This is a genomic window from Vibrio salinus (assembly GCF_021272385.1).
In the GTDB taxonomy this organism is placed as follows: domain Bacteria; phylum Pseudomonadota; class Gammaproteobacteria; order Enterobacterales; family Vibrionaceae; genus Vibrio; species Vibrio salinus.
This window is the reverse complement of the sequence record NZ_JAJSDZ010000007.1, coordinates 51,363-70,228: the sequence shown is the minus strand read 5'-3', so window position 1 is coordinate 70,228 and position 18,866 is coordinate 51,363. Positions and strand designations below refer to the sequence as shown.

Here is an 18,866-nt window from a genome sequence, read left to right as displayed (position 1 = left end):
GGATAACTACTTCCTCAGTAATATTTCTTCCACGGTATGATTGGCCCCTTTTGTGAGTATTAGATGTGCGCGGCCTTTGGTAGGTAAAATATTTTGTTTGAGGTTTTTACCATTAATCGTATGCCAAATGTTTTTTGCCTTATTGACAGCCTGTTCTTCAGATAGCTTGGTATAGTGACTGAAATAAGAGCCTGGCTGTTTAAATGCACTGTGCCTTAATTTCATAAAGCGCTCAATATACCATTTTTCAATAAGTTCTGGTTGAGCATCAACAAAAATAGAAAAATCGAGGAAATCCGAAATAAAAACCCTATGGGGCGAATGAGTGTAATTCATACCACTCTGAAGTACATTAAGTCCTTCAATAATTAAAATATCGGGGACATTAACCACCTTTATTTTATTGGTAATATTATAAGTAATGTGAGAATAGATAGGCGCATAAACGTCTTGTTTGCATGCTTTTACATCTGAAACGAATTCAATTAGCCTCTTAATATCATAAGATTCAGGAAACCCTTTCTTGTGCATTATGCCTTTTTCCATCAGAACTTCATTAGGGTAAAGAAATCCATCGGTTGTTATCAATTCCACATTAGTATGGTTTCCCCAGCGAGCTAAAAGTGCCCGCAATATACGAGCTGTGGTGCTTTTCCCGACGGCAACACTTCCGGCAATACCAATAATAAAAGGGGGGGATGTTTCATCGTTGCCCAAAAATTCATGAAGAACGGAATTCCGGCTTTGTCTTGCCGCAACGTACAGATTAAGAAGACGCGCCAATGGCAAATAGATTTCTACTGCTTCTTTCATTGTCAGATTTTCATTGATCCCCTGAAGCTCTTGCAGATCGTCTTCCGACAAAGTCATAGGGACACTATCCCTTAAATGGGACCATTGTTCTCTGGAGAATGAAAGAAAAGGGCTCATCTTTGCTCTCTAAGTGAATAAGGTAGACTGCAAAATACCTTAAGGAGCAGATAAAGCAACCCAGAAGTGATGTTTCGTATGCTTTTGCAGCAAAATTTGCCTCAAAAAGCGGCGATCGAACAAAAACATGAATATTTTACTATTTTTTTTAAGGAAAGGGTTGCAAGGAAATAAATCATTCAATAGAATGCGCTCCACTTACGCCGACTTAGCTCAGTAGGTAGAGCAACTGACTTGTAATCAGTAGGTCGCCAGTTCGATTCCGGCAGTCGGCACCATAGTATTTTTAGGTTTTTGGAGGGGTTCCCGAGTGGCCAAAGGGAGCAGACTGTAAATCTGCCGGCTCCGCCTTCGATGGTTCGAATCCGTCCCCCTCCACCATTTTCATAAGGAAATAGCTCTCAGAGTTACGTGTGCGGGCATCGTATAATGGCTATTACCTCAGCCTTCCAAGCTGATGATGCGGGTTCGATTCCCGCTGCCCGCTCCAATTTTATGAGTGCTGATATAGCTCAGTCGGTAGAGCGCATCCTTGGTAAGGATGAGGTCCCCAGTTCAATTCTGGGTATCAGCACCACTCTAAGCAAATTTTTCCTTTTGATATATACTTTATTACCAATAAACTTTGGTTGCGTGGTCATTTAAGCCACCTTAAATCCGTACCTAGAGGGACAACCCATGTCTAAAGAAAAATTTGAACGTACGAAACCGCACGTAAACGTTGGTACTATCGGCCACGTTGACCACGGTAAAACAACTCTAACAGCAGCTATCTGTACTGTACTTGCAAAACATGGTGACGGTGAAGCTCGTGACTTTGCGTCAATCGATAACGCACCGGAAGAACGTGAACGTGGTATCACAATCGCGACTTCACACGTAGAGTATGATACTGAAACTCGTCACTACGCACACGTAGACTGCCCAGGACACGCTGACTATGTTAAAAACATGATCACTGGTGCTGCGCAGATGGACGGTGGTATCCTGGTAGTAGCTGCGACTGATGGCCCAATGCCACAAACTCGTGAGCACATCCTTCTAGGTCGTCAGGTTGGTATCCCATACATCATCGTATTCATGAACAAATGTGACATGGTAGATGATGAAGAGCTACTTGAATTGGTAGAAATGGAAGTTCGTGAACTTCTGTCTGAATACGATTTCCCAGGAGATGACCTACCAGTAATCCAGGGTTCTGCACTAGGCGCACTAAACGGTGAAGCACAGTGGGAAGAAAAAATCCTTGAGTTGGCAAAAGCGCTTGATGAGTACATCCCAGAGCCAGAGCGTGCAATCGATCAGCCATTCCTGATGCCTATCGAAGACGTATTCTCAATTCAGGGTCGTGGTACAGTAGTAACTGGCCGTATCGAGCGTGGTATTCTGAAAGTTGGTGATGAAGTAGAAATCGTGGGTATTCACGAAACTACAACAACAACTTGTACTGGTGTTGAAATGTTCCGTAAACTTCTGGACGAAGGCCGTGCGGGTGAAAACGTTGGTGCACTACTACGTGGTACTAAACGTGATGAAGTTGAACGTGGTCAGGTACTGGCTGCACCGGGTTCAATCACTCCACACAGCAAGTTCGAATCAGAAGTATACGTACTGTCTAAAGATGAAGGCGGCCGTCATACTCCATTCTTCAAAGGCTACCGTCCACAGTTCTACTTCCGTACGACTGACATCACTGGTAACATCGAGCTTCCAGAAGGTGTAGAAATGGTAATGCCTGGTGACAACGTTAAAATGACTGTTACTTTGATTCACCCAATCGCGATGGATGATGGCCTACGTTTCGCGATCCGTGAAGGTGGTCGTACAGTTGGTGCTGGTGTTGTTGCTAAAATCATTGAATAATGATTTGACTAATCACTAGTAAAAAGGGCATCATTTGATGCCCTTTTTCTGCGCTAAACTCAAATGGCGGTGATTTAGTAATCGAAAAGTGTTATTTTTGAACGAAATGCCAGATTAAGAATAAGATTGGTTTAGAAAAAGTGCTTTTTAGATAGATGTTAAAGAAATTCTGAACATCATTATTGGTTTTGCCCTGCAACAGCGGGGTTATTGTCGTCTATAGTAAGACTTGTGCAGGTTGGTTTATGAAAGCAAATCATGCTGAAACTCCTGATGGCTCAAGTGCAGCAGATAAGTTCAAATGGTTTATTACCATTCTTTTACTGGCTGTGGCTGTTGTGGGTAACTCATTTTATAGTGAGACGTTCAATGTAGTGATTCGCACTGCAGGTGTTGTTGTGCTAATTGCAGCTGCGTTAGGCGTTGCTGCTACAACAATTAAAGGTAAAGCTGCGATTAGTTTTGCACGTGAAGCTCGTTTGGAAATACGTAAGGTGATATGGCCTACACGTCAGGAAACGATGCAAACTACGTTAATCGTGTTAGCTGTTAGTATTGTAATGGCTCTGGCTCTATGGGGCATTGACGGCATTATGGTTCGTCTTGTTGCCTTAGCGACTGGAGCATAGAGGGTTTATACATGAGTGAAGCTCCAAAAAAACGCTGGTATGTAGTTCAAGCCTTCTCTGGATTTGAAGGTCGGGTAGCTCAATCGCTACGTGAACATATCAAAATGCATGGTATGGAAGACTTATTCGGTGAAGTTCTTGTCCCTACGGAAGAAGTGGTAGAGATGCGTGCTGGTCAGAGACGTAAAAGTGAACGTAAATTCTTCCCCGGATATGTACTTGTTCAAATGATCATGAATGACGAATCATGGCATTTAGTACGCAGCGTTCCTCGAGTTATGGGCTTCATTGGTGGTACCTCAGACCGCCCAGCACCGATTTCTGATAAAGAAGCGGATGCTATTTTAAATCGTTTGGAAAAAGCGAGTGAAGCGCCAAGACCTAAAACGATGTTTGAAGCTGGTGAAGTGGTTCGTGTGACTGATGGTCCATTTGCTGACTTTAATGGTACCGTTGAAGAAGTTGATTACGAGAAAAGTCGCTTGAAGGTGTCTGTTTCGATCTTTGGTCGTGCGACGCCTGTAGAGCTTGAATTTGGACAAGTTGAAAAACTTGACTAAATAATCGTCATTTTATTCTTGTGAAAGGCGCGGAATCTGTTTATAATTTCGCGCCTTTTTACAGGTCTTTATGAAAAGAAAGCGGGGAGCTGATCAGAGGATTAGCGTTTGAACCCATAATTTAGGAAATATCATGGCTAAGAAAGTTGAAGCTTATATCAAGCTGCAAGTTGCAGCTGGTATGGCAAACCCAAGTCCACCGGTTGGTCCTGCTCTAGGTCAGCGTGGTGTTAACATCATGGAATTCTGTAAAGCATTTAATGCAAAAACAGAATCTGTTGAGAAAGGTCTACCAATTCCAACAGTAATCACTGTTTATAATGACCGTTCTTTCACGTTCATTACTAAGACTCCTCCTGCTGCTGTTTTACTCAAAAAAGCGGCTGGCGTTAAGTCTGGTTCTGGTCGTCCTAACACTGAAAAAGTGGGTACAATCACTGACGCTCAACTTCAGGAAATCGCAGAAACTAAAGCTGCTGATATGACTGGTGCTGACGTTGAAGCAATGAAACGCTCAATTGCGGGTACTGCTCGTTCAATGGGCCTAGTGGTTGAGGGTTAATACGATGGCAAAACTAACTAAGCGCATGCGCACAATCCGCGAGAAAGTGGATGTGACTAAAGAATACGAAATCAATGAAGCCGTTGCTCTTCTTAAAGAACTGGCAACAGCCAAATTCGTAGAATCTGTTGACGTTGCTGTAAACTTGGGCATTGATGCTCGTAAATCAGACCAAAACGTACGTGGTGCAACAGTGCTACCTCATGGTACTGGTCGTGAAGTACGAGTTGCTGTATTTACTCAAGGTGCAAATGCTGAAGCTGCAAAAGAAGCAGGTGCAGATCTCGTTGGTATGGAAGACCTTGCTGCTCAGGTTAAGAAAGGCGAACTAAACTTTGATGTTGTTGTCGCTTCTCCTGATGCGATGCGTGTTGTAGGTCAGCTGGGTACAATCCTGGGCCCCCGTGGTCTTATGCCAAACCCTAAAGTTGGTACTGTAACTCCTAATGTTGCGGAAGCTGTTAAAAATGCTAAAGCAGGTCAGGTTCGTTACCGTAATGACAAAAATGGCATCGTCCATACAACAATTGGTAAAGTTTCTTTTGAAGCTAACCAAATTCAAGAGAACCTGGAAGCTCTTCTGGTGGCTCTTAAAAAAGCAAAACCATCTGCGGCTAAAGGTGTTTATCTGAAAAAAGTAAGCATCTCTACTACGATGGGTGCTGGTGTTTCTGTTGATCAGGCAACACTAAATACGCAAGCATAATTCTATTTGCGTAGGCGCATGATTGATGTATAATCTTGCGCCTATATTTGTGGTTGGGGCTGAACTTTGGTTCTTTTCGGAACAATAACCCAGTCTCCGTCCAAGACCGTAGGCGTTATTAAATCTGTTTAATGACTTAATCGAACCTACGTAGATGGTGCCCGAACTGACAGAAAGCTCTATTTTTATACCTTTCTTCTGGGAATGCACCAAATGATCTCTCACTATTTTGTAGTGAGTGGTGTAACGACAACCAGGAGTAAATCCAAGATGGCTTTAAACCTTCAAGACAAAAAAGCAATTGTTGCTGAAGTCAACGAAGCGGCCAGTGGTGCACTTTCTGCAGTTGTTGCTGACTCTCGTGGCGTTGAAGTAAGTGCAATGACTTCTCTACGTAAACAAGCTCGTGAAGAGGGTGTTTACGTGAGAGTTGTTCGTAATACTTTGGCACGTCGCGCAGTAGAAGGCACTGACTACGAATGTCTTAAAGACGTATTCGTAGGTCCTACTTTGATCGCTTTTTCTAACGAGCACCCAGGTGCTGCAGCGCGTATCTTTAAAGATTTCGCGAAAGAAAATAAAGAATTTGAGATCAAAGCAGCTGCATTTGAAGGCGCAGTTACTGACGTAGAAGTACTGGCGACACTACCAACTTACGACGAAGCGATTGCACGTTTGATGATGTGCATGAAAGAAGCTTCAGCAGGCAAGCTGGCACGTACTATCGCTGCTATCCGCGACCAAAAACAAGAAGAAGCAGCATAAGCCTTGCTTTTTACTGGTTGCATAATAAACTAATTGTTGACTTAAAAGAGAATTGTTATGTCTATTACTAACGAGCAAATCCTAGACGCTATTGCAGAAATGTCTGTAATGCAAGTTGTTGAACTAGTAGAAGCGATGGAAGAAAAATTCGGCGTTTCTGCTGCTGCTGCTGTTGTTGCTGGCGGTGCTGCTGCTGGTGAAGCGGCTGAAGAACAAACTGAATTTGATGTTATCCTGTCTTCTGCAGGCGGTAACAAAGTTGCTGTAATCAAAGCTGTACGCGGTGCAACTGGCCTTGGTCTTAAAGAAGCTAAAGGTCTTGTTGACGGTGCTCCAGCGGCTATCAAAGAAGGCATTGAGAAAGCTGAAGCAGAAGCTCTTAAAGCACAACTTGAAGAAGCTGGTGCAACTGTTGAGCTTAAGTAATTATTATATAATTGCTTAGCCGAAAGGCTAATGGCTGGTGGTTTATTGACCACCGGCCTTTTTGCGCTGTAGGGTGTCGGCGAATTTTTCCGCTGTTTAAGCGTCAGATATCCGTGCAAAAAAACGTTCATATTATTTATTTTTATGTGTTCGTTACTACAATAAACAGCTAGTTAGTTACTGTCCTACGCCTTTTCAGGCGGACAGTTTGGGTCACTTATCAGCGAGCTGAGGAACCCCATGGTTTACTCTTATACCGAGAAAAAGCGCATCCGTAAGGACTTTGGTACTCGTCCACAAGTTTTGGACATTCCATACTTGCTATCGATCCAGCTCGATTCATTCGATAAATTTATCGAACAGGATCCTGAGGGACAATATGGTCTAGAGGCTGCTTTTCGTTCTGTATTTCCTATTCAGAGCTACAATGGTAACTCTGAGCTGCAATACGTTAGCTACCGTCTTGGTGAGCCAGTATTTGATGTTAAAGAATGTCAAATACGTGGTGTAACTTATTCGAAGCCACTTCGCGTTAAACTACGCCTGGTGATTTATGATAAAGATGCGCCGGCGGGTACTGTAAAAGATATTAAAGAACAAGAAGTCTACATGGGTGAAATTCCACTCATGACAGATAATGGTACCTTCGTAATTAATGGTACCGAGAGGGTTATCGTATCCCAGCTGCACCGAAGCCCAGGCGTGTTCTTCGACAGCGATAAGGGTAAGACCCACTCATCAGGTAAAGTACTTTATAATGCACGTGTGATCCCATACCGTGGTTCATGGTTGGATTTCGAATTTGATCCGAAAGATCATCTGTACGTGCGTATAGACCGCCGTCGTAAACTACCAGCTTCAATTATCCTTCGTGCTTTAGGTAAGTCGACGGAAGAAATTCTTGATCTATTCTTCGAAAAAGTGAACTTCGAAGTAAAAGATCAGACTCTGATGATGGCGTTGGTCCCTGATCGTTTACGTGGTGAAACCGCAAGTTTCGATATCGAAGCAAATGGCAAGGTGTATGTTGAGCAAGGTCGTCGTGTAACCGCTCGTCATATTCGCCAGCTTGATAAAGACGGCGTTGAATTTATTGAAGTTCCAGTTGAGTATATTGTTGGCAAGATTTCTTCTAAAGATTATGTTGACGAATCAACTGGTGAGCTGATTGTTGCAGCAAACCAGGAAATCACTCTTGAAGTTCTGGCGAACCTGTCTCAGGCCGGTTACAAGCAAATCGAAGTGTTGTATACCAATGATTTGGACAATGGTCCGTTCATGGCAGACACACTCCGGGTTGACAGCACAACAGATCGTATTTCCGCGTTAGTTGAAATTTACCGTATGATGCGTCCTGGCGAGCCGCCAACAAAAGAAGCGGCTGAAGCCTTATTTGAAAGCTTGTTCTTCTCTGAAGATCGTTACGACTTGTCAACTGTTGGTCGTATGAAGTTCAACAGTTCTATCGGTCGTGAAGATGCCGGAGAGCAGGGAACTCTCGATGAAACAGATATCATCGAAGTAATGAAAAAACTGATTGCTATCCGTAATGGTAAAGGTGAAGTGGACGATATCGACCACTTAGGAAACCGCCGTATTCGTAGCGTTGGTGAAATGGCAGAAAACCAATTCCGTGTTGGTCTTGTTCGTGTGGAACGTGCGGTCAAAGAACGTCTGAGTTTAGGCGATCTGGATAACATCATGCCGCAGGATTTGATTAATGCGAAACCGATTTCTGCTGCAGTTAAAGAATTCTTTGGTTCTTCACAATTATCTCAGTTCATGGACCAGAACAACCCATTATCTGAAGTGACGCACAAACGTCGTATTTCAGCATTGGGTCCTGGTGGTTTGACTCGTGAACGTGCCGGTTTCGAAGTGCGTGACGTACACGTTACTCACTATGGTCGTCTGTGTCCTATCGAAACTCCTGAAGGTCCAAACATCGGTTTGATCAACTCATTGTCAGCGTTTGCGCGTTGTAATGAGTATGGATTCCTGGAAACGCCTTATCGTCGTGTTATCGATGGTGTGGTTACCGATGAAGTTGATTATTTATCAGCAATTGAAGAAGGTCAGTTTGTCATTGCTCAGGCGAATGCGAAATTGACTGAAGAAGGCACATTTGCCGATGAACTGATCACTGCTCGTGAGAGAGGTGAATCAGGCCTGCACCCTCGTGAGTCCATTAATTATATGGACGTTGCTACTAACCAGGTTGTTTCTATCGCTGCGTCGTTGATTCCATTCCTGGAACACGATGATGCTAACCGTGCATTGATGGGTGCAAACATGCAACGTCAGGCGGTTCCGACACTAAAAGCAGATAAGCCTTTAGTTGGTACCGGTATTGAACGTAACGTAGCTGTTGACTCTGGTGTTACGGCTGTTGCGAAACGTGGTGGCCATGTTCAGTCTGTTGATGCGTCTCGTATTGTTGTTAAAGTTAATGAAGATGAATTGGTTCCTGGTGAAGCCGGTATCGATATCTATAACTTAACGAAATACACACGTTCAAACCAAAATACCTGTATCAATCAGCGTCCTTGCGTTATGCCTGGTGAACCGGTTGCCCGTGGTGATGTTCTGGCTGATGGCCCGTCTACCGACTTAGGTGAACTGGCACTTGGTCAAAACATGCGTATCGCATTTATGCCATGGAATGGTTATAACTTCGAAGACTCTATCTTAGTGTCTGAAAAAGTTGTACAGGATGATCGCTTCACTACGATTCACATTCAAGAACTGTCTTGTGTGGCGCGTGATACTAAACTTGGCTCTGAAGAGATTACGGCTGATATCCCTAATGTGGGTGAAGCTGCATTATCGAAACTTGACGAGTCCGGTATTGTATATATCGGTGCTGAAGTGAAAGGTGGCGATATTCTGGTTGGTAAAGTAACACCAAAAGGTGAAACTCAGCTGACACCAGAAGAAAAACTACTTCGTGCTATCTTTGGTGAGAAAGCTTCTGATGTGAAAGACACGTCTCTGCGTGTACCAGGATCTGTAACCGGTACGGTTATCGATGTCCAGGTATTTACTCGTGATGGCGTTGAAAAAGATAAGCGTGCTCTGGAAATTGAACAGATGCAGCTTAAAGAAGCGAAAAAAGATCTGACCGAAGAGTTCCAGATTCTTGAAGGCGGTTTGCTTGCCCGTGTTAAAGCCGTTCTGTTGGCCGGTGGTTTCTCTGAATCCAGATTAGATGGTATCGAGCGTAAGAAATGGCTTGATCAGACTCTGGAAAATGATGAGTTACAATCACAGCTTGAACAGCTTGCTGAACAGTGGGATGAGCTGAAAGCGGACTTCGATAAGAAATTTGAAGCGAAACGCCGTAAGATCACTCAAGGTGATGATTTAGCACCGGGTGTCCTGAAAATCGTTAAAGTCTATCTTGCCGTGAAACGTCGTATCCAGCCTGGTGATAAAATGGCCGGTCGTCACGGCAACAAAGGGGTAATTTCTAAGATTAACCCTATTGAAGATATGCCATACGATGAAAAAGGCAATCCGGTTGATATCGTTCTGAACCCACTGGGTGTACCGTCTCGTATGAACATCGGTCAGATTTTGGAAGTTCACCTGGGTGCTGCTGCGAAAGGCATTGGTGACAAGATCAATCAGATGGTGAAAGAGCAACAGGAAATAGCGAAATTCCGTGGCTTCTTACAGAAGGTTTATGATCTTGGTAACGATGTTCGTCAGGAAGTTAACATTGATGCCATGTCTGATGACGAGGTTCGTACACTGGTAAGTAACCTACGTAAAGGTTTACCAATTGCCACTCCGGTATTTGATGGTGCTTCTGAGCCAAATATCAAAGCATTGCTGAAACTGGCTGATTTGCCAGAGTCCGGTCAGTTAACTCTGTTTGACGGACGTACTGGTGATGCATTTGAACGTCAGGTTACTGTAGGTTACATGTACATGCTGAAACTGAACCACTTGGTTGACGACAAAATGCATGCTCGTTCAACAGGTTCTTACAGCCTTGTGACTCAACAACCACTTGGCGGTAAAGCTCAATTCGGTGGTCAGCGTTTCGGTGAGATGGAAGTGTGGGCACTTGAAGCTTACGGTGCTGCTTATACTCTACAGGAAATGCTAACCGTTAAGTCGGATGACGTTAACGGCCGTACGAAGATGTATAAAAACATTGTCGACGGTAGCCATAGTATGGAACCTGGTATGCCTGAGTCTTTCAATGTGTTATTGAAAGAGATTCGCTCACTGGGTATCAATATTGAGCTAGAAGACGAAGAGTAATTTGGTTTTTCGATAAGAAAAACCGGGTTACCTGGTAGAAAGGGGCTCGTGCTTTACGAGCGCCTTTTAACTCCTCACAGGAGCTGATTGTGAAAGACTTATTAAACTTTCTTAAAGCGCAGCATAAGACCGAAGAATTTGATGCTATCAAAATCGGTCTAGCTTCACCGGACATGATTCGTTCATGGTCATTTGGTGAAGTGAAAAAACCTGAAACGATCAACTATCGTACGTTCAAACCAGAACGTGATGGTTTGTTCTGTGCGCGTATTTTTGGTCCAGTTAAAGACTATGAATGTCTTTGTGGTAAATACAAGCGCCTGAAACACCGTGGTGTGATCTGTGAGAAATGTGGCGTTGAAGTAACTCAAACTAAAGTTCGCCGTGATCGTATGGGTCACATCGAGTTAGCGTCACCTGTTGCTCACATCTGGTTCTTAAAATCTCTTCCATCTCGTATCGGTCTTCTTATGGATATGCCGCTGCGTGATATTGAGCGTGTACTTTATTTTGAAATGTACATTGTTACTGAACCAGGTATGACTGATCTGGAAAAAGGTCAGTTGTTGACAGAAGAAGAATATCTGGATCGCCTGGAAGAGTGGGGTGACGAATTCGTTGCGAAAATGGGCGCTGAAGCGATTAAAGACCTGCTTTCGACAATGGATCTTTCTGCTGAAGCGGAACTTATGCGTGAAGAGTTGGAAACCACTAACTCTGAAACCAAACGTAAGAAAGTCACTAAGCGTTTAAAACTGGTTGAAGCGTTTGTCGCATCTGGTAATAACCCAGAGTGGATGATTCTGACAGTGTTACCTGTGCTTCCACCGGATCTTCGTCCACTTGTTCCTCTGGATGGTGGCCGTTTTGCAACGTCGGATCTTAACGATTTATACCGTCGAGTGATTAACCGTAATAACCGTTTGAAACGTCTCCTAGAGCTGGCTGCTCCGGACATCATCGTACGTAACGAAAAACGTATGTTGCAAGAGTCTGTTGATGCGTTGCTGGATAACGGTCGTCGTGGTCGTGCGATCACAGGTTCAAACAAACGTCCTCTGAAATCTCTTGCGGATATGATCAAGGGTAAACAGGGTCGTTTCCGTCAGAACCTTCTGGGTAAACGTGTTGATTACTCTGGACGTTCTGTAATCACAGTAGGTCCTTACCTGCGTTTACATCAGTGTGGTCTTCCTAAGAAGATGGCGCTGGAATTATTTAAACCATTTATTTACAGCAAGCTTGAAACTCGTGGTATGGCTACGACAATCAAAGCTGCTAAGAAAATGGTTGAGCGTGAAGAAGCGGTGGTATGGGATATTCTGGACGAAGTTATCCGTGAACATCCGGTTATGCTAAACCGTGCACCTACCCTTCACCGTCTGGGTATCCAGGCGTTTGAACCGGTTCTGATTGAAGGTAAAGCGATTCAGTTGCACCCACTTGTTTGTGCTGCTTATAACGCCGACTTCGATGGGGACCAGATGGCGGTTCACGTGCCTCTTACATTAGAAGCACAGCTTGAAGCCCGTACATTGATGATGTCGACAAACAACATTCTGTCTCCAGCATCAGGTGATCCTATTATCGTTCCTTCTCAGGACGTGGTATTGGGTCTTTACTACATGACTCGTGAAATGGTGAACGCAAAAGGTGAAGGTATGTACCTTTCCGGCCCGACAGAGGCTGAGAAAGCATATCGTACTAAGACTGCGGCACTTCACGCTCGTGTTAAAGTCCGTATCACTGAGACAGTGATTGATGATGATGGTAACAGCACAACAGAAACCAAGATGGTTGATACCACTGTTGGCCGTGCCATGTTATGGCAAATTGTTCCAAAAGGTCTGCCATTTGAAATCATTAACCAAAAGCTGGGTAAGAAACAAATTTCTAACCTGCTGAACGTGGCATACCGTAAGCTTGGTCTGAAAGATACTGTTATCTTTGCTGACCAGATTATGTATACCGGTTTTGCTTACGCTGCCTTGTCAGGTGTTTCTGTTGGTATCGACGACATGGTTGTACCACCAGCGAAATACACTGAAATCTCTGCTGCGGAAGAAGAAGTTCGTGAAATTCAGGAACAGTTCCAGTCGGGTCTTGTTACTGCCGGTGAACGTTACAACAAAGTGATCGATATTTGGGCATCAACCAATGATCGCGTAGCAAAAGCCATGATGGCTAACCTTTCTTCTGAAACGGTAATTAACCGTGATGGAGAGGAAGAGCAGCAAGAGTCTTTCAACAGCATCTACATGATGGCTGACTCGGGCGCTCGTGGTTCTGCGGCTCAGATTCGTCAGCTGGCGGGTATGCGTGGTCTGATGGCTCGTCCGGATGGCTCGATCATTGAAACACCAATCACAGCAAACTTTAAAGAAGGCTTGAACGTACTTCAGTACTTTATCTCAACCCACGGTGCTCGTAAGGGTCTTGCGGATACAGCATTGAAGACAGCAAACTCAGGTTATCTGACTCGTCGTCTGGTTGATGTGGCTCAGGACGTGGTTGTTACTGAACACGACTGTGGTACGCACGAAGGGGTTCTGATGACTCCTCACATCGAAGGTGGTGATGTTAAAGTTGCACTGACCGAATTAGCGTTAGGTCGTGTGATTGCTGAAGACGTCATGAAACCTGGTACCGAAGAAATTCTTATCCCGCGTAATACGCTGATTGATGAGAAATGGTGTCAGATCATCGATGAGAACTCGGTCGACCAGATCAAAGTGCGTTCTGTGGTTACCTGTGATTCAGACTTCGGTTGTTGTTCGCAATGTTATGGTCGTGACCTGGCTCGTGGTCATTTGGTTAACCAGGGTGAATCTGTGGGTGTTATTGCTGCACAGTCAATCGGTGAACCGGGTACACAGCTAACTATGCGTACGTTCCACATTGGTGGTGCGGCATCGACAGCGGCTGCGGAAAACAGCATTCAGGCTAAGAACAAAGGTTCTGTTAAGCTTCATAACGCGAAATTTGTAACCAATAAAGACGGTAAGTTAGTGATTACTTCCCGTGCTACCGAATTAACGATTATTGACGAATTTGGTCGTACGAAGGAGAAACACAAACTGCCTTACGGTTCGATTTTGAGCAAAGCGGACAGTGATGCGGTTGATTCCGGTGAGTTAGTTGCAAACTGGGAAGCACACACAATGCCAATCATTACCGAAGTGGCTGGTCGTGTTCAGTTTGTGGATATGATTGATGGTGTAACTGTTTCTCGTCAGACTGATGATTTAACTGGTTTGTCTTCTAGTGAAGTGACCGAGCCTGCGGCCCGTCCTTCGGCTGGTAAAGATATGCGTCCGGCAGTCAAACTTGTTGATGAGAAAGGTAATGACGTCATGATTCCTGGCACTGATATGCCAGCTCAGTACTTCTTACCGGGTAAAGCGATCGTTAACCTTGATGATGGTGCCGAAGTCGGTGTGGGTGATACGTTAGCACGTATTCCTCAGAAATCTGGTGGTAACAAAGATATCACGGGTGGTCTTCCTCGCGTTGCTGATCTGTTTGAAGCGCGTAAGCCTAAAGAGCCGGCAATTCTTGCTGAGCACACAGGTACCGTTTCATTCGGTAAAGAGACAAAAGGTAAACGTCGTTTAGTTATCACTCGTGAAGGCGGTGATGCTTACGAAGAGATGATCCCTAAACATCGTCAGCTGAACGTGTTTGAAGGTGAGAAAGTGGAACGTGGTGATGTGATTGCTGACGGACCAGAATCTCCACATGATATTCTGCGTTTACGTGGTATTCATGCTGTTACTCAGTACATCGCAAACGAAGTTCAGGAAGTGTACCGTTTACAGGGTGTTAAGATTAACGATAAGCATATTGAAACTATCGTTCGTCAGATGCTGCGTAAATGTACTATCACTTTCGCTGGTGACTCTGACTTGTTACCTGGTGAGCAGGTTGAATACTCACATGTTAAAGTGGTTAACCGTCAGTTAGAATCTGAAGGTAAAGAACCAGCTCGTTTTGAACGTGATCTTCTGGGTATCACCAAAGCGTCACTGGCTACTGAATCTTTCATTTCAGCAGCATCGTTCCAGGAAACAACCCGAGTCCTTACTGAAGCGGCAGTTTCCGGTAAACGTGATGAGTTACGTGGTCTGAAAGAAAACGTGATTGTTGGTCGTTTGATTCCTGCAGGTACCGGTTTCGCTTATCATCAGGAGCGTCAGGCTCAGCGTGAAGCGGAAAAAGAAGGACCATCAGCAGAACAGGCAACAGATAATCTGGCTGCGTTGCTGAATGCTGGTTTCTCCTCAGATGACTAGTTTCTGATTCGAAATCATAAAAAAGGCGCCGTTGGCGCCTTTTTCTTTGCCGTAAATAATTTCTGCGACTAGTCTGGTCTATGCTCCTGGTGGAACGGACAAGCTGTCAGCAATAAGTTGAATGAGGCAGTCTTCTACTTCAAAACGCTCTTCTAATATCTCTCCCAAACGGGATAGCTCAAGATCGAAATGTTCCAGATCATCACCTTCTTTTATATCCAGATATTTATCTGCAAAATTCAAAAGAGGATCGGTTGTTGATACGATTTTGAAATACGTGTCGTTAATTTCGTCAGTGGCTTTAAAACCGGTCGATTCCCATTGTGCTTTTACCATATCGTAAATTTTAAAATGGCCGGTCGAGATGTATTCCACCAGATTCTGGCAGAAATCTTCAATTTCATTTTCGGAAGGAAGTTTGGTGATGTTTTTGTTATTTGGCTGATTTATTGCCAGTTTACAGTATGCTACCAGCAGACGTTGACGATCATCTAGCCATTGATCGATAACCTCACTTGAGCCACCCCATTGTTCTTGTATGTTTTTTAATTTATTTAGCATGGTTATGCCCCCATGAGCAGATCTTAAAATAAGAGATCAAACTGAACTGAGATATGATACATCCCTAAAAGTTACCCGGAGTTCGTCATTTTTTAATTGGTTACATTTAACTCTGGTATGAAACTAGATTGCCAGTAAAATAGCTGGACTGCAAGAGAATGGGGGAGTTATGTTAAGAAATAGTGACACAAATGACGCTTATTGGTGCGTTGTTTCAGGAAGTGAACTATGGACTGTTGAAGGTGAAATACCTTTTGGTTCGGCTCAGCAGTATTCTTTATCTTCTGAAGATGCTATAGAGGTTGCCAGATATAAAGGTTATCCGGTCTACTGGCTCAATGAATCTGAATTAGAGCAAACATATGAGCTTACTTCGCTGAGAGACCTTCTGTATATTGAAGAACCTTTGTTTCTCGCGGTTAGTAAAGCGATTCAGTATGGTCATATGACACAAACGCAGCGCTTTTGTCCTCAATGTGGCGGCCGTAATCATTTGAATCACAGAGAACTGGCGATGCAGTGTAATGACTGCCGGTCAATACATTATCCGAGAATTTTTCCTTGTATTATTGTTGCCATCCGTCGTGATAATCAAATTTTACTGGCTAATCATTCCCGGCATTCCTCTGATCTGTATACCGTTATTGCCGGATTCGTTGAGGTCGGGGAAACATTAGAGGATTGTGTGTGCCGGGAGATATACGAAGAGACAGGAATAAAAGTCACTAATATCCGGTATTTTTCGAGTCAGCCCTGGGCATTTCCAAGCAGTATGATGGTCGGATTCATGGCCGATTATGAATCAGGAGAAATACGCCCGGATTATACGGAATTAAGTGATGCCAAATGGTTTAATCCGGGTGAATTACCCAATCTGGCTCCCGTCGGTACCATTGCCCGGGCATTAATAGAGCAAACGGTATCGGATATACAGCGCGAATCTCAATTATCAATGTTAGAATCATAAAAATAATAAATAGCAGTAAGTCAGCCCTATTGGAAGAATTATGAGTAGTTTAAAAAATGATAATTATTTAAGAGCGTTATTAAGAGAGCCTGTTGATTATACGCCGGTATGGATGATGCGTCAGGCTGGACGTTATTTGCCTGAATATCGTAAAACTCGCTCTCAGGCCGGAGATTTTATGTCTTTATGCCGTAATCCGGAGTTAGCATCAGAGGTGACTCTTCAGCCATTGAAGCGATTTAAACTGGATGCTGCCATACTCTTTTCTGATATCTTGACTGTTCCGGATGCGATGGGCTTAGGGCTTTATTTTGAGGCGGGGGAAGGGCCTAAGTTTTCTCATCCTGTACGTACGCCTGCAGATATAAAAAGAATACCCATCCCTGATCCTGAGGGGGAGCTTCGCTATGTGATGGATGCTGTACGTCAGATTCGTAAAGATCTGAATGGTGAGGTTCCTTTGATTGGTTTTTCCGGGAGTCCATGGACTCTGGCTACTTATATGGTTGAGGGTGGCAGTTCAAAGGCATTTACGGTAATTAAAAAGATGATGTACTCGGAACCGGCTTTGTTGCATACATTATTGGATAAGCTTGCCGACAGTGTTATTGACTATTTAAATGGGCAGATTATGGCCGGTGCGCAGTCTGTCATGATTTTTGATACCTGGGGAGGAGTGCTCACGCCAAGGGATTATAAAGATTTTTCGCTTCACTATATGCATAAAATTGTGGATGGTCTGATTAGAGAGCATGACAGCAGAACTGTGCCAGTGACATTGTTTACTAAAAATGGTGGAATGTGGCTTGAAAGTATTGCTGCAACTGGGTGTGATGCAATCGGGCTTGACTGGACCATCGATATTGAAGATGCCAAATCCCGGGTTGGAGATAAAGTGGCTTTGCAAGGGAATATGGACCCTTCAATACTTTATTCATCTCCTGAACGTATCCGTGACGAAGTTGCCAGAATATTGTCCGGATTTGGCTATGACAAGTCTGGTCATGTATTTAATTTAGGCCACGGTATTCATCTTGATGTGCCACCGGAAAATGCCGGAAGTTTCATTGATGCTGTTCACGATTTATCCCGTGTATATCACCAATAACAGATGTTAATAAGGGCTGATGATTTTCAGCCCTTTGTCTTCATTATCTGGTCAGCCAGCGTAAAGGATTCTGTGCACGGCTGTTACGTCTGACTTCAAAATATAAAGAAGGCTGAGATTGGCCACCGGTATCGCCGGCAAGAGCAATGGTTTCTCCTGCCAGAACTTTGTCGCCTTCTTTTTTCAGTAAAGACTGATTAAATCCATAGAGTGTCATATCTCCTTTGCCGTGATCCAATAATATCACCAGTCCATAGCCTCGAAGATACTCAGAGAAAACAACTCTTCCGGCGTACACGGCTTTTACGGGTTGGCCGTAATTCGCAGCAATAACAATGCCTTTCCAGTTTATCTGTCCTGTTTGATGACTACCGAAGCTATGTAAAATTTTCCCCTTTAATGGCCAGGGAAGTTTTCCCCTTTGTTTGGCTATGCCATTCATTAAAACAGAATTTCGTTTTACGGCCTTTGCTATTTCGGCCTTGAGGCGCGATTCGTTTCTTTGTAATTCAGCAAGATAGACTTTGTCACTGGAAATATTCGAGCGAATTTTTTTCACTGTCGTTTTACGTCGTGTCTGAACTTTGTTCAGATTGTCTCGTTTATATGTCTGTTCATTAAGCAGGGACTGAATTTGTTTTTTTTTCCCGGGTCAGCTTTTCTTCATTGCTTTTCAGTTGCTGTGATGTCTTTTCCAGTTGCTCGATGACATCTGCTCTTGCTTTTGCTAGATGCTGAAAATATTGACTGATCCTATCTTCATCGCTGTTATCTCTCAGTAAGTTTTCTGCAGAATGGCTGTGCTGAGTAACATAGTAGGTATGGATAAGTTGTTTAAGTTTGTTTGATTGTTGGTTCTTTTGTTGTTCTAATTCGGAAATTTTTGATTCTAATCTTTTTATATTAGCCGTTGATGTTGCCAGTTTTCGTTTGGTTTGCTTAATCTCTTTTTCCAGTGACGTAATATTTAGTTCTTGTTTTTTTAACTCACTCTGCAATTTATCCAGTTTATTATTTTGTCGTTTCAATGTGCTTTTCTGGCGGGAAATTTCATTTGAAACGCCTTTTAATTCTTGTTTACTGGCCGCGTATGCTGAAGGAATTGCTGTGCAGCTGAGAATAATGGAAACAGAAAGAATTAATGATAAAGATAATTTATTTTTCATTATTAGAGGCTTATGTCTATGGATTTCAGTCTTGCCTAAAATTTAATTTGACCATCAGT

At 43.6% G+C, this 18,866-nt stretch carries 13 protein-coding genes, 4 tRNA genes and 1 pseudogene; 15 read left to right on the top strand and 3 right to left on the bottom strand.

What is annotated here, in order from left to right:
• Positions 1-6 precede the first annotated feature (6 nt).
• A complete protein-coding gene (gene coaA, locus LRQ06_RS06100; protein WP_232765535.1) occupies positions 7-930 on the bottom strand; it encodes a type I pantothenate kinase in 924 nt (307 codons plus the stop codon).
• Positions 931-1,132: 202 nt separating this feature from the next.
• On the opposite strand from coaA, the gene LRQ06_RS06095 reads away from it, so the two are divergent.
• The 13 genes from LRQ06_RS06095 (at position 1,133) to rpoC (ending at position 15,005) form a co-directional block, all read left to right on the top strand.
• Positions 1,133-1,208: transfer RNA gene (locus tag LRQ06_RS06095), tRNA-Thr, on the top strand.
• 18 nt (positions 1,209-1,226) lie between these two features.
• Positions 1,227-1,311: transfer RNA gene (locus LRQ06_RS06090), tRNA-Tyr, on the top strand.
• Positions 1,312-1,345: 34 nt separating this feature from the next.
• A tRNA-Gly gene (locus LRQ06_RS06085) sits at positions 1,346-1,420 on the top strand.
• Positions 1,421-1,431: 11 nt separating this feature from the next.
• A tRNA-Thr gene (locus LRQ06_RS06080) sits at positions 1,432-1,507 on the top strand.
• A gap of 101 nt (positions 1,508-1,608) precedes the next feature.
• On the top strand, positions 1,609-2,793 hold the full coding sequence (gene tuf / locus LRQ06_RS06075; RefSeq protein ID WP_232765534.1) for an elongation factor Tu: 1,185 nt from the start codon (positions 1,609-1,611) through the stop codon (positions 2,791-2,793).
• A gap of 245 nt (positions 2,794-3,038) precedes the next feature.
• On the top strand, positions 3,039-3,422 hold the full coding sequence (gene secE / locus LRQ06_RS06070; protein WP_232765533.1) for a preprotein translocase subunit SecE: 384 nt from the start codon (positions 3,039-3,041) through the stop codon (positions 3,420-3,422).
• A gap of 11 nt (positions 3,423-3,433) precedes the next feature.
• On the top strand, positions 3,434-3,982 hold the full coding sequence (gene nusG, locus LRQ06_RS06065) for a transcription termination/antitermination protein NusG (protein ID WP_232765532.1): 549 nt from the start codon (positions 3,434-3,436) through the stop codon (positions 3,980-3,982).
• A gap of 133 nt (positions 3,983-4,115) precedes the next feature.
• Positions 4,116-4,544 (top strand): 50S ribosomal protein L11, encoded by a 429-nt coding sequence (gene rplK / locus LRQ06_RS06060; protein ID WP_232765531.1) that lies wholly within the window; start codon positions 4,116-4,118, stop codon positions 4,542-4,544.
• 4 nt (positions 4,545-4,548) lie between these two features.
• The gene (gene rplA / locus LRQ06_RS06055) at positions 4,549-5,250 is read left to right on the top strand and encodes a 50S ribosomal protein L1 (RefSeq protein ID WP_232765530.1); all 702 of its coding nucleotides are present in this window, start codon (positions 4,549-4,551) and stop codon (positions 5,248-5,250) included.
• Between the two features lie 270 nt (positions 5,251-5,520).
• Positions 5,521-6,015 carry a 50S ribosomal protein L10 gene (gene rplJ / locus LRQ06_RS06050; RefSeq protein ID WP_232765529.1) on the top strand — a complete coding sequence of 165 codons (495 nt, stop codon included), beginning with the start codon at positions 5,521-5,523 and terminating at the stop codon, positions 6,013-6,015.
• Between the two features lie 57 nt (positions 6,016-6,072).
• Positions 6,073-6,441, top strand: coding sequence for a 50S ribosomal protein L7/L12 (gene rplL / locus LRQ06_RS06045; protein WP_232765528.1), 369 nt, complete (start codon positions 6,073-6,075; stop codon positions 6,439-6,441).
• A gap of 240 nt (positions 6,442-6,681) precedes the next feature.
• Positions 6,682-10,713 carry a DNA-directed RNA polymerase subunit beta gene (gene rpoB, locus LRQ06_RS06040; RefSeq protein ID WP_232765527.1) on the top strand — a complete coding sequence of 1,344 codons (4,032 nt, stop codon included), beginning with the start codon at positions 6,682-6,684 and terminating at the stop codon, positions 10,711-10,713.
• Between the two features lie 89 nt (positions 10,714-10,802).
• Complete coding sequence (rpoC, locus tag LRQ06_RS06035; RefSeq protein WP_232765526.1) at positions 10,803-15,005, top strand: DNA-directed RNA polymerase subunit beta'; 4,203 nt, start codon at positions 10,803-10,805, stop codon at positions 15,003-15,005.
• Positions 15,006-15,083: 78 nt separating this feature from the next.
• Here the strand turns inward: rpoC and rsd are convergent, their stop codons facing one another.
• Complete coding sequence (rsd, locus tag LRQ06_RS06030; RefSeq protein ID WP_232765525.1) at positions 15,084-15,566, bottom strand: sigma D regulator; 483 nt, start codon at positions 15,564-15,566, stop codon at positions 15,084-15,086.
• Positions 15,567-15,735: 169 nt separating this feature from the next.
• On the opposite strand from rsd, the gene nudC reads away from it, so the two are divergent.
• Together nudC and hemE are read left to right on the top strand one after the other, a co-directional pair.
• Entirely contained in the window at positions 15,736-16,533 is a 798-nt protein-coding gene (gene nudC / locus LRQ06_RS06025) for an NAD(+) diphosphatase (protein WP_232765524.1), read from the top strand.
• 40 nt (positions 16,534-16,573) lie between these two features.
• Entirely contained in the window at positions 16,574-17,641 is a 1,068-nt protein-coding gene (hemE, locus tag LRQ06_RS06020) for a uroporphyrinogen decarboxylase (RefSeq protein WP_232765523.1), read from the top strand.
• A 43-nt stretch (positions 17,642-17,684) separates the two neighbouring features.
• On the opposite strand, the pseudogene LRQ06_RS06015 reads toward hemE, so the two are convergent.
• A pseudogene (locus tag LRQ06_RS06015) lies at positions 17,685-18,807 on the bottom strand (murein hydrolase activator EnvC family protein).
• Positions 18,808-18,866: the final 59 nt, after the last annotated feature.

What these genes read in the sequence shown, in the direction of transcription:
- coaA (WP_232765535.1), bottom strand. Translation starts at nt 930, where the DNA reads ATGAGCCCTTTTCTTTCATTCTCCAGAGAACAATGGTCCCATTTAAGG.
- tuf (WP_232765534.1), top strand. Translation starts at nt 1,609, where the DNA reads ATGTCTAAAGAAAAATTTGAACGTACGAAACCGCACGTAAACGTTGGT.
- secE (WP_232765533.1), top strand. Translation starts at nt 3,039, where the DNA reads ATGAAAGCAAATCATGCTGAAACTCCTGATGGCTCAAGTGCAGCAGAT.
- nusG (WP_232765532.1), top strand. Translation starts at nt 3,434, where the DNA reads ATGAGTGAAGCTCCAAAAAAACGCTGGTATGTAGTTCAAGCCTTCTCT.
- rplK (WP_232765531.1), top strand. Translation starts at nt 4,116, where the DNA reads ATGGCTAAGAAAGTTGAAGCTTATATCAAGCTGCAAGTTGCAGCTGGT.
- rplA (WP_232765530.1), top strand. Translation starts at nt 4,549, where the DNA reads ATGGCAAAACTAACTAAGCGCATGCGCACAATCCGCGAGAAAGTGGAT.
- rplJ (WP_232765529.1), top strand. Translation starts at nt 5,521, where the DNA reads ATGGCTTTAAACCTTCAAGACAAAAAAGCAATTGTTGCTGAAGTCAAC.
- rplL (WP_232765528.1), top strand. Translation starts at nt 6,073, where the DNA reads ATGTCTATTACTAACGAGCAAATCCTAGACGCTATTGCAGAAATGTCT.
- rpoB (WP_232765527.1), top strand. Translation starts at nt 6,682, where the DNA reads ATGGTTTACTCTTATACCGAGAAAAAGCGCATCCGTAAGGACTTTGGT.
- rsd (WP_232765525.1), bottom strand. Translation starts at nt 15,566, where the DNA reads ATGCTAAATAAATTAAAAAACATACAAGAACAATGGGGTGGCTCAAGT.
- nudC (WP_232765524.1), top strand. Translation starts at nt 15,736, where the DNA reads ATGTTAAGAAATAGTGACACAAATGACGCTTATTGGTGCGTTGTTTCA.
- hemE (WP_232765523.1), top strand. Translation starts at nt 16,574, where the DNA reads ATGAGTAGTTTAAAAAATGATAATTATTTAAGAGCGTTATTAAGAGAG.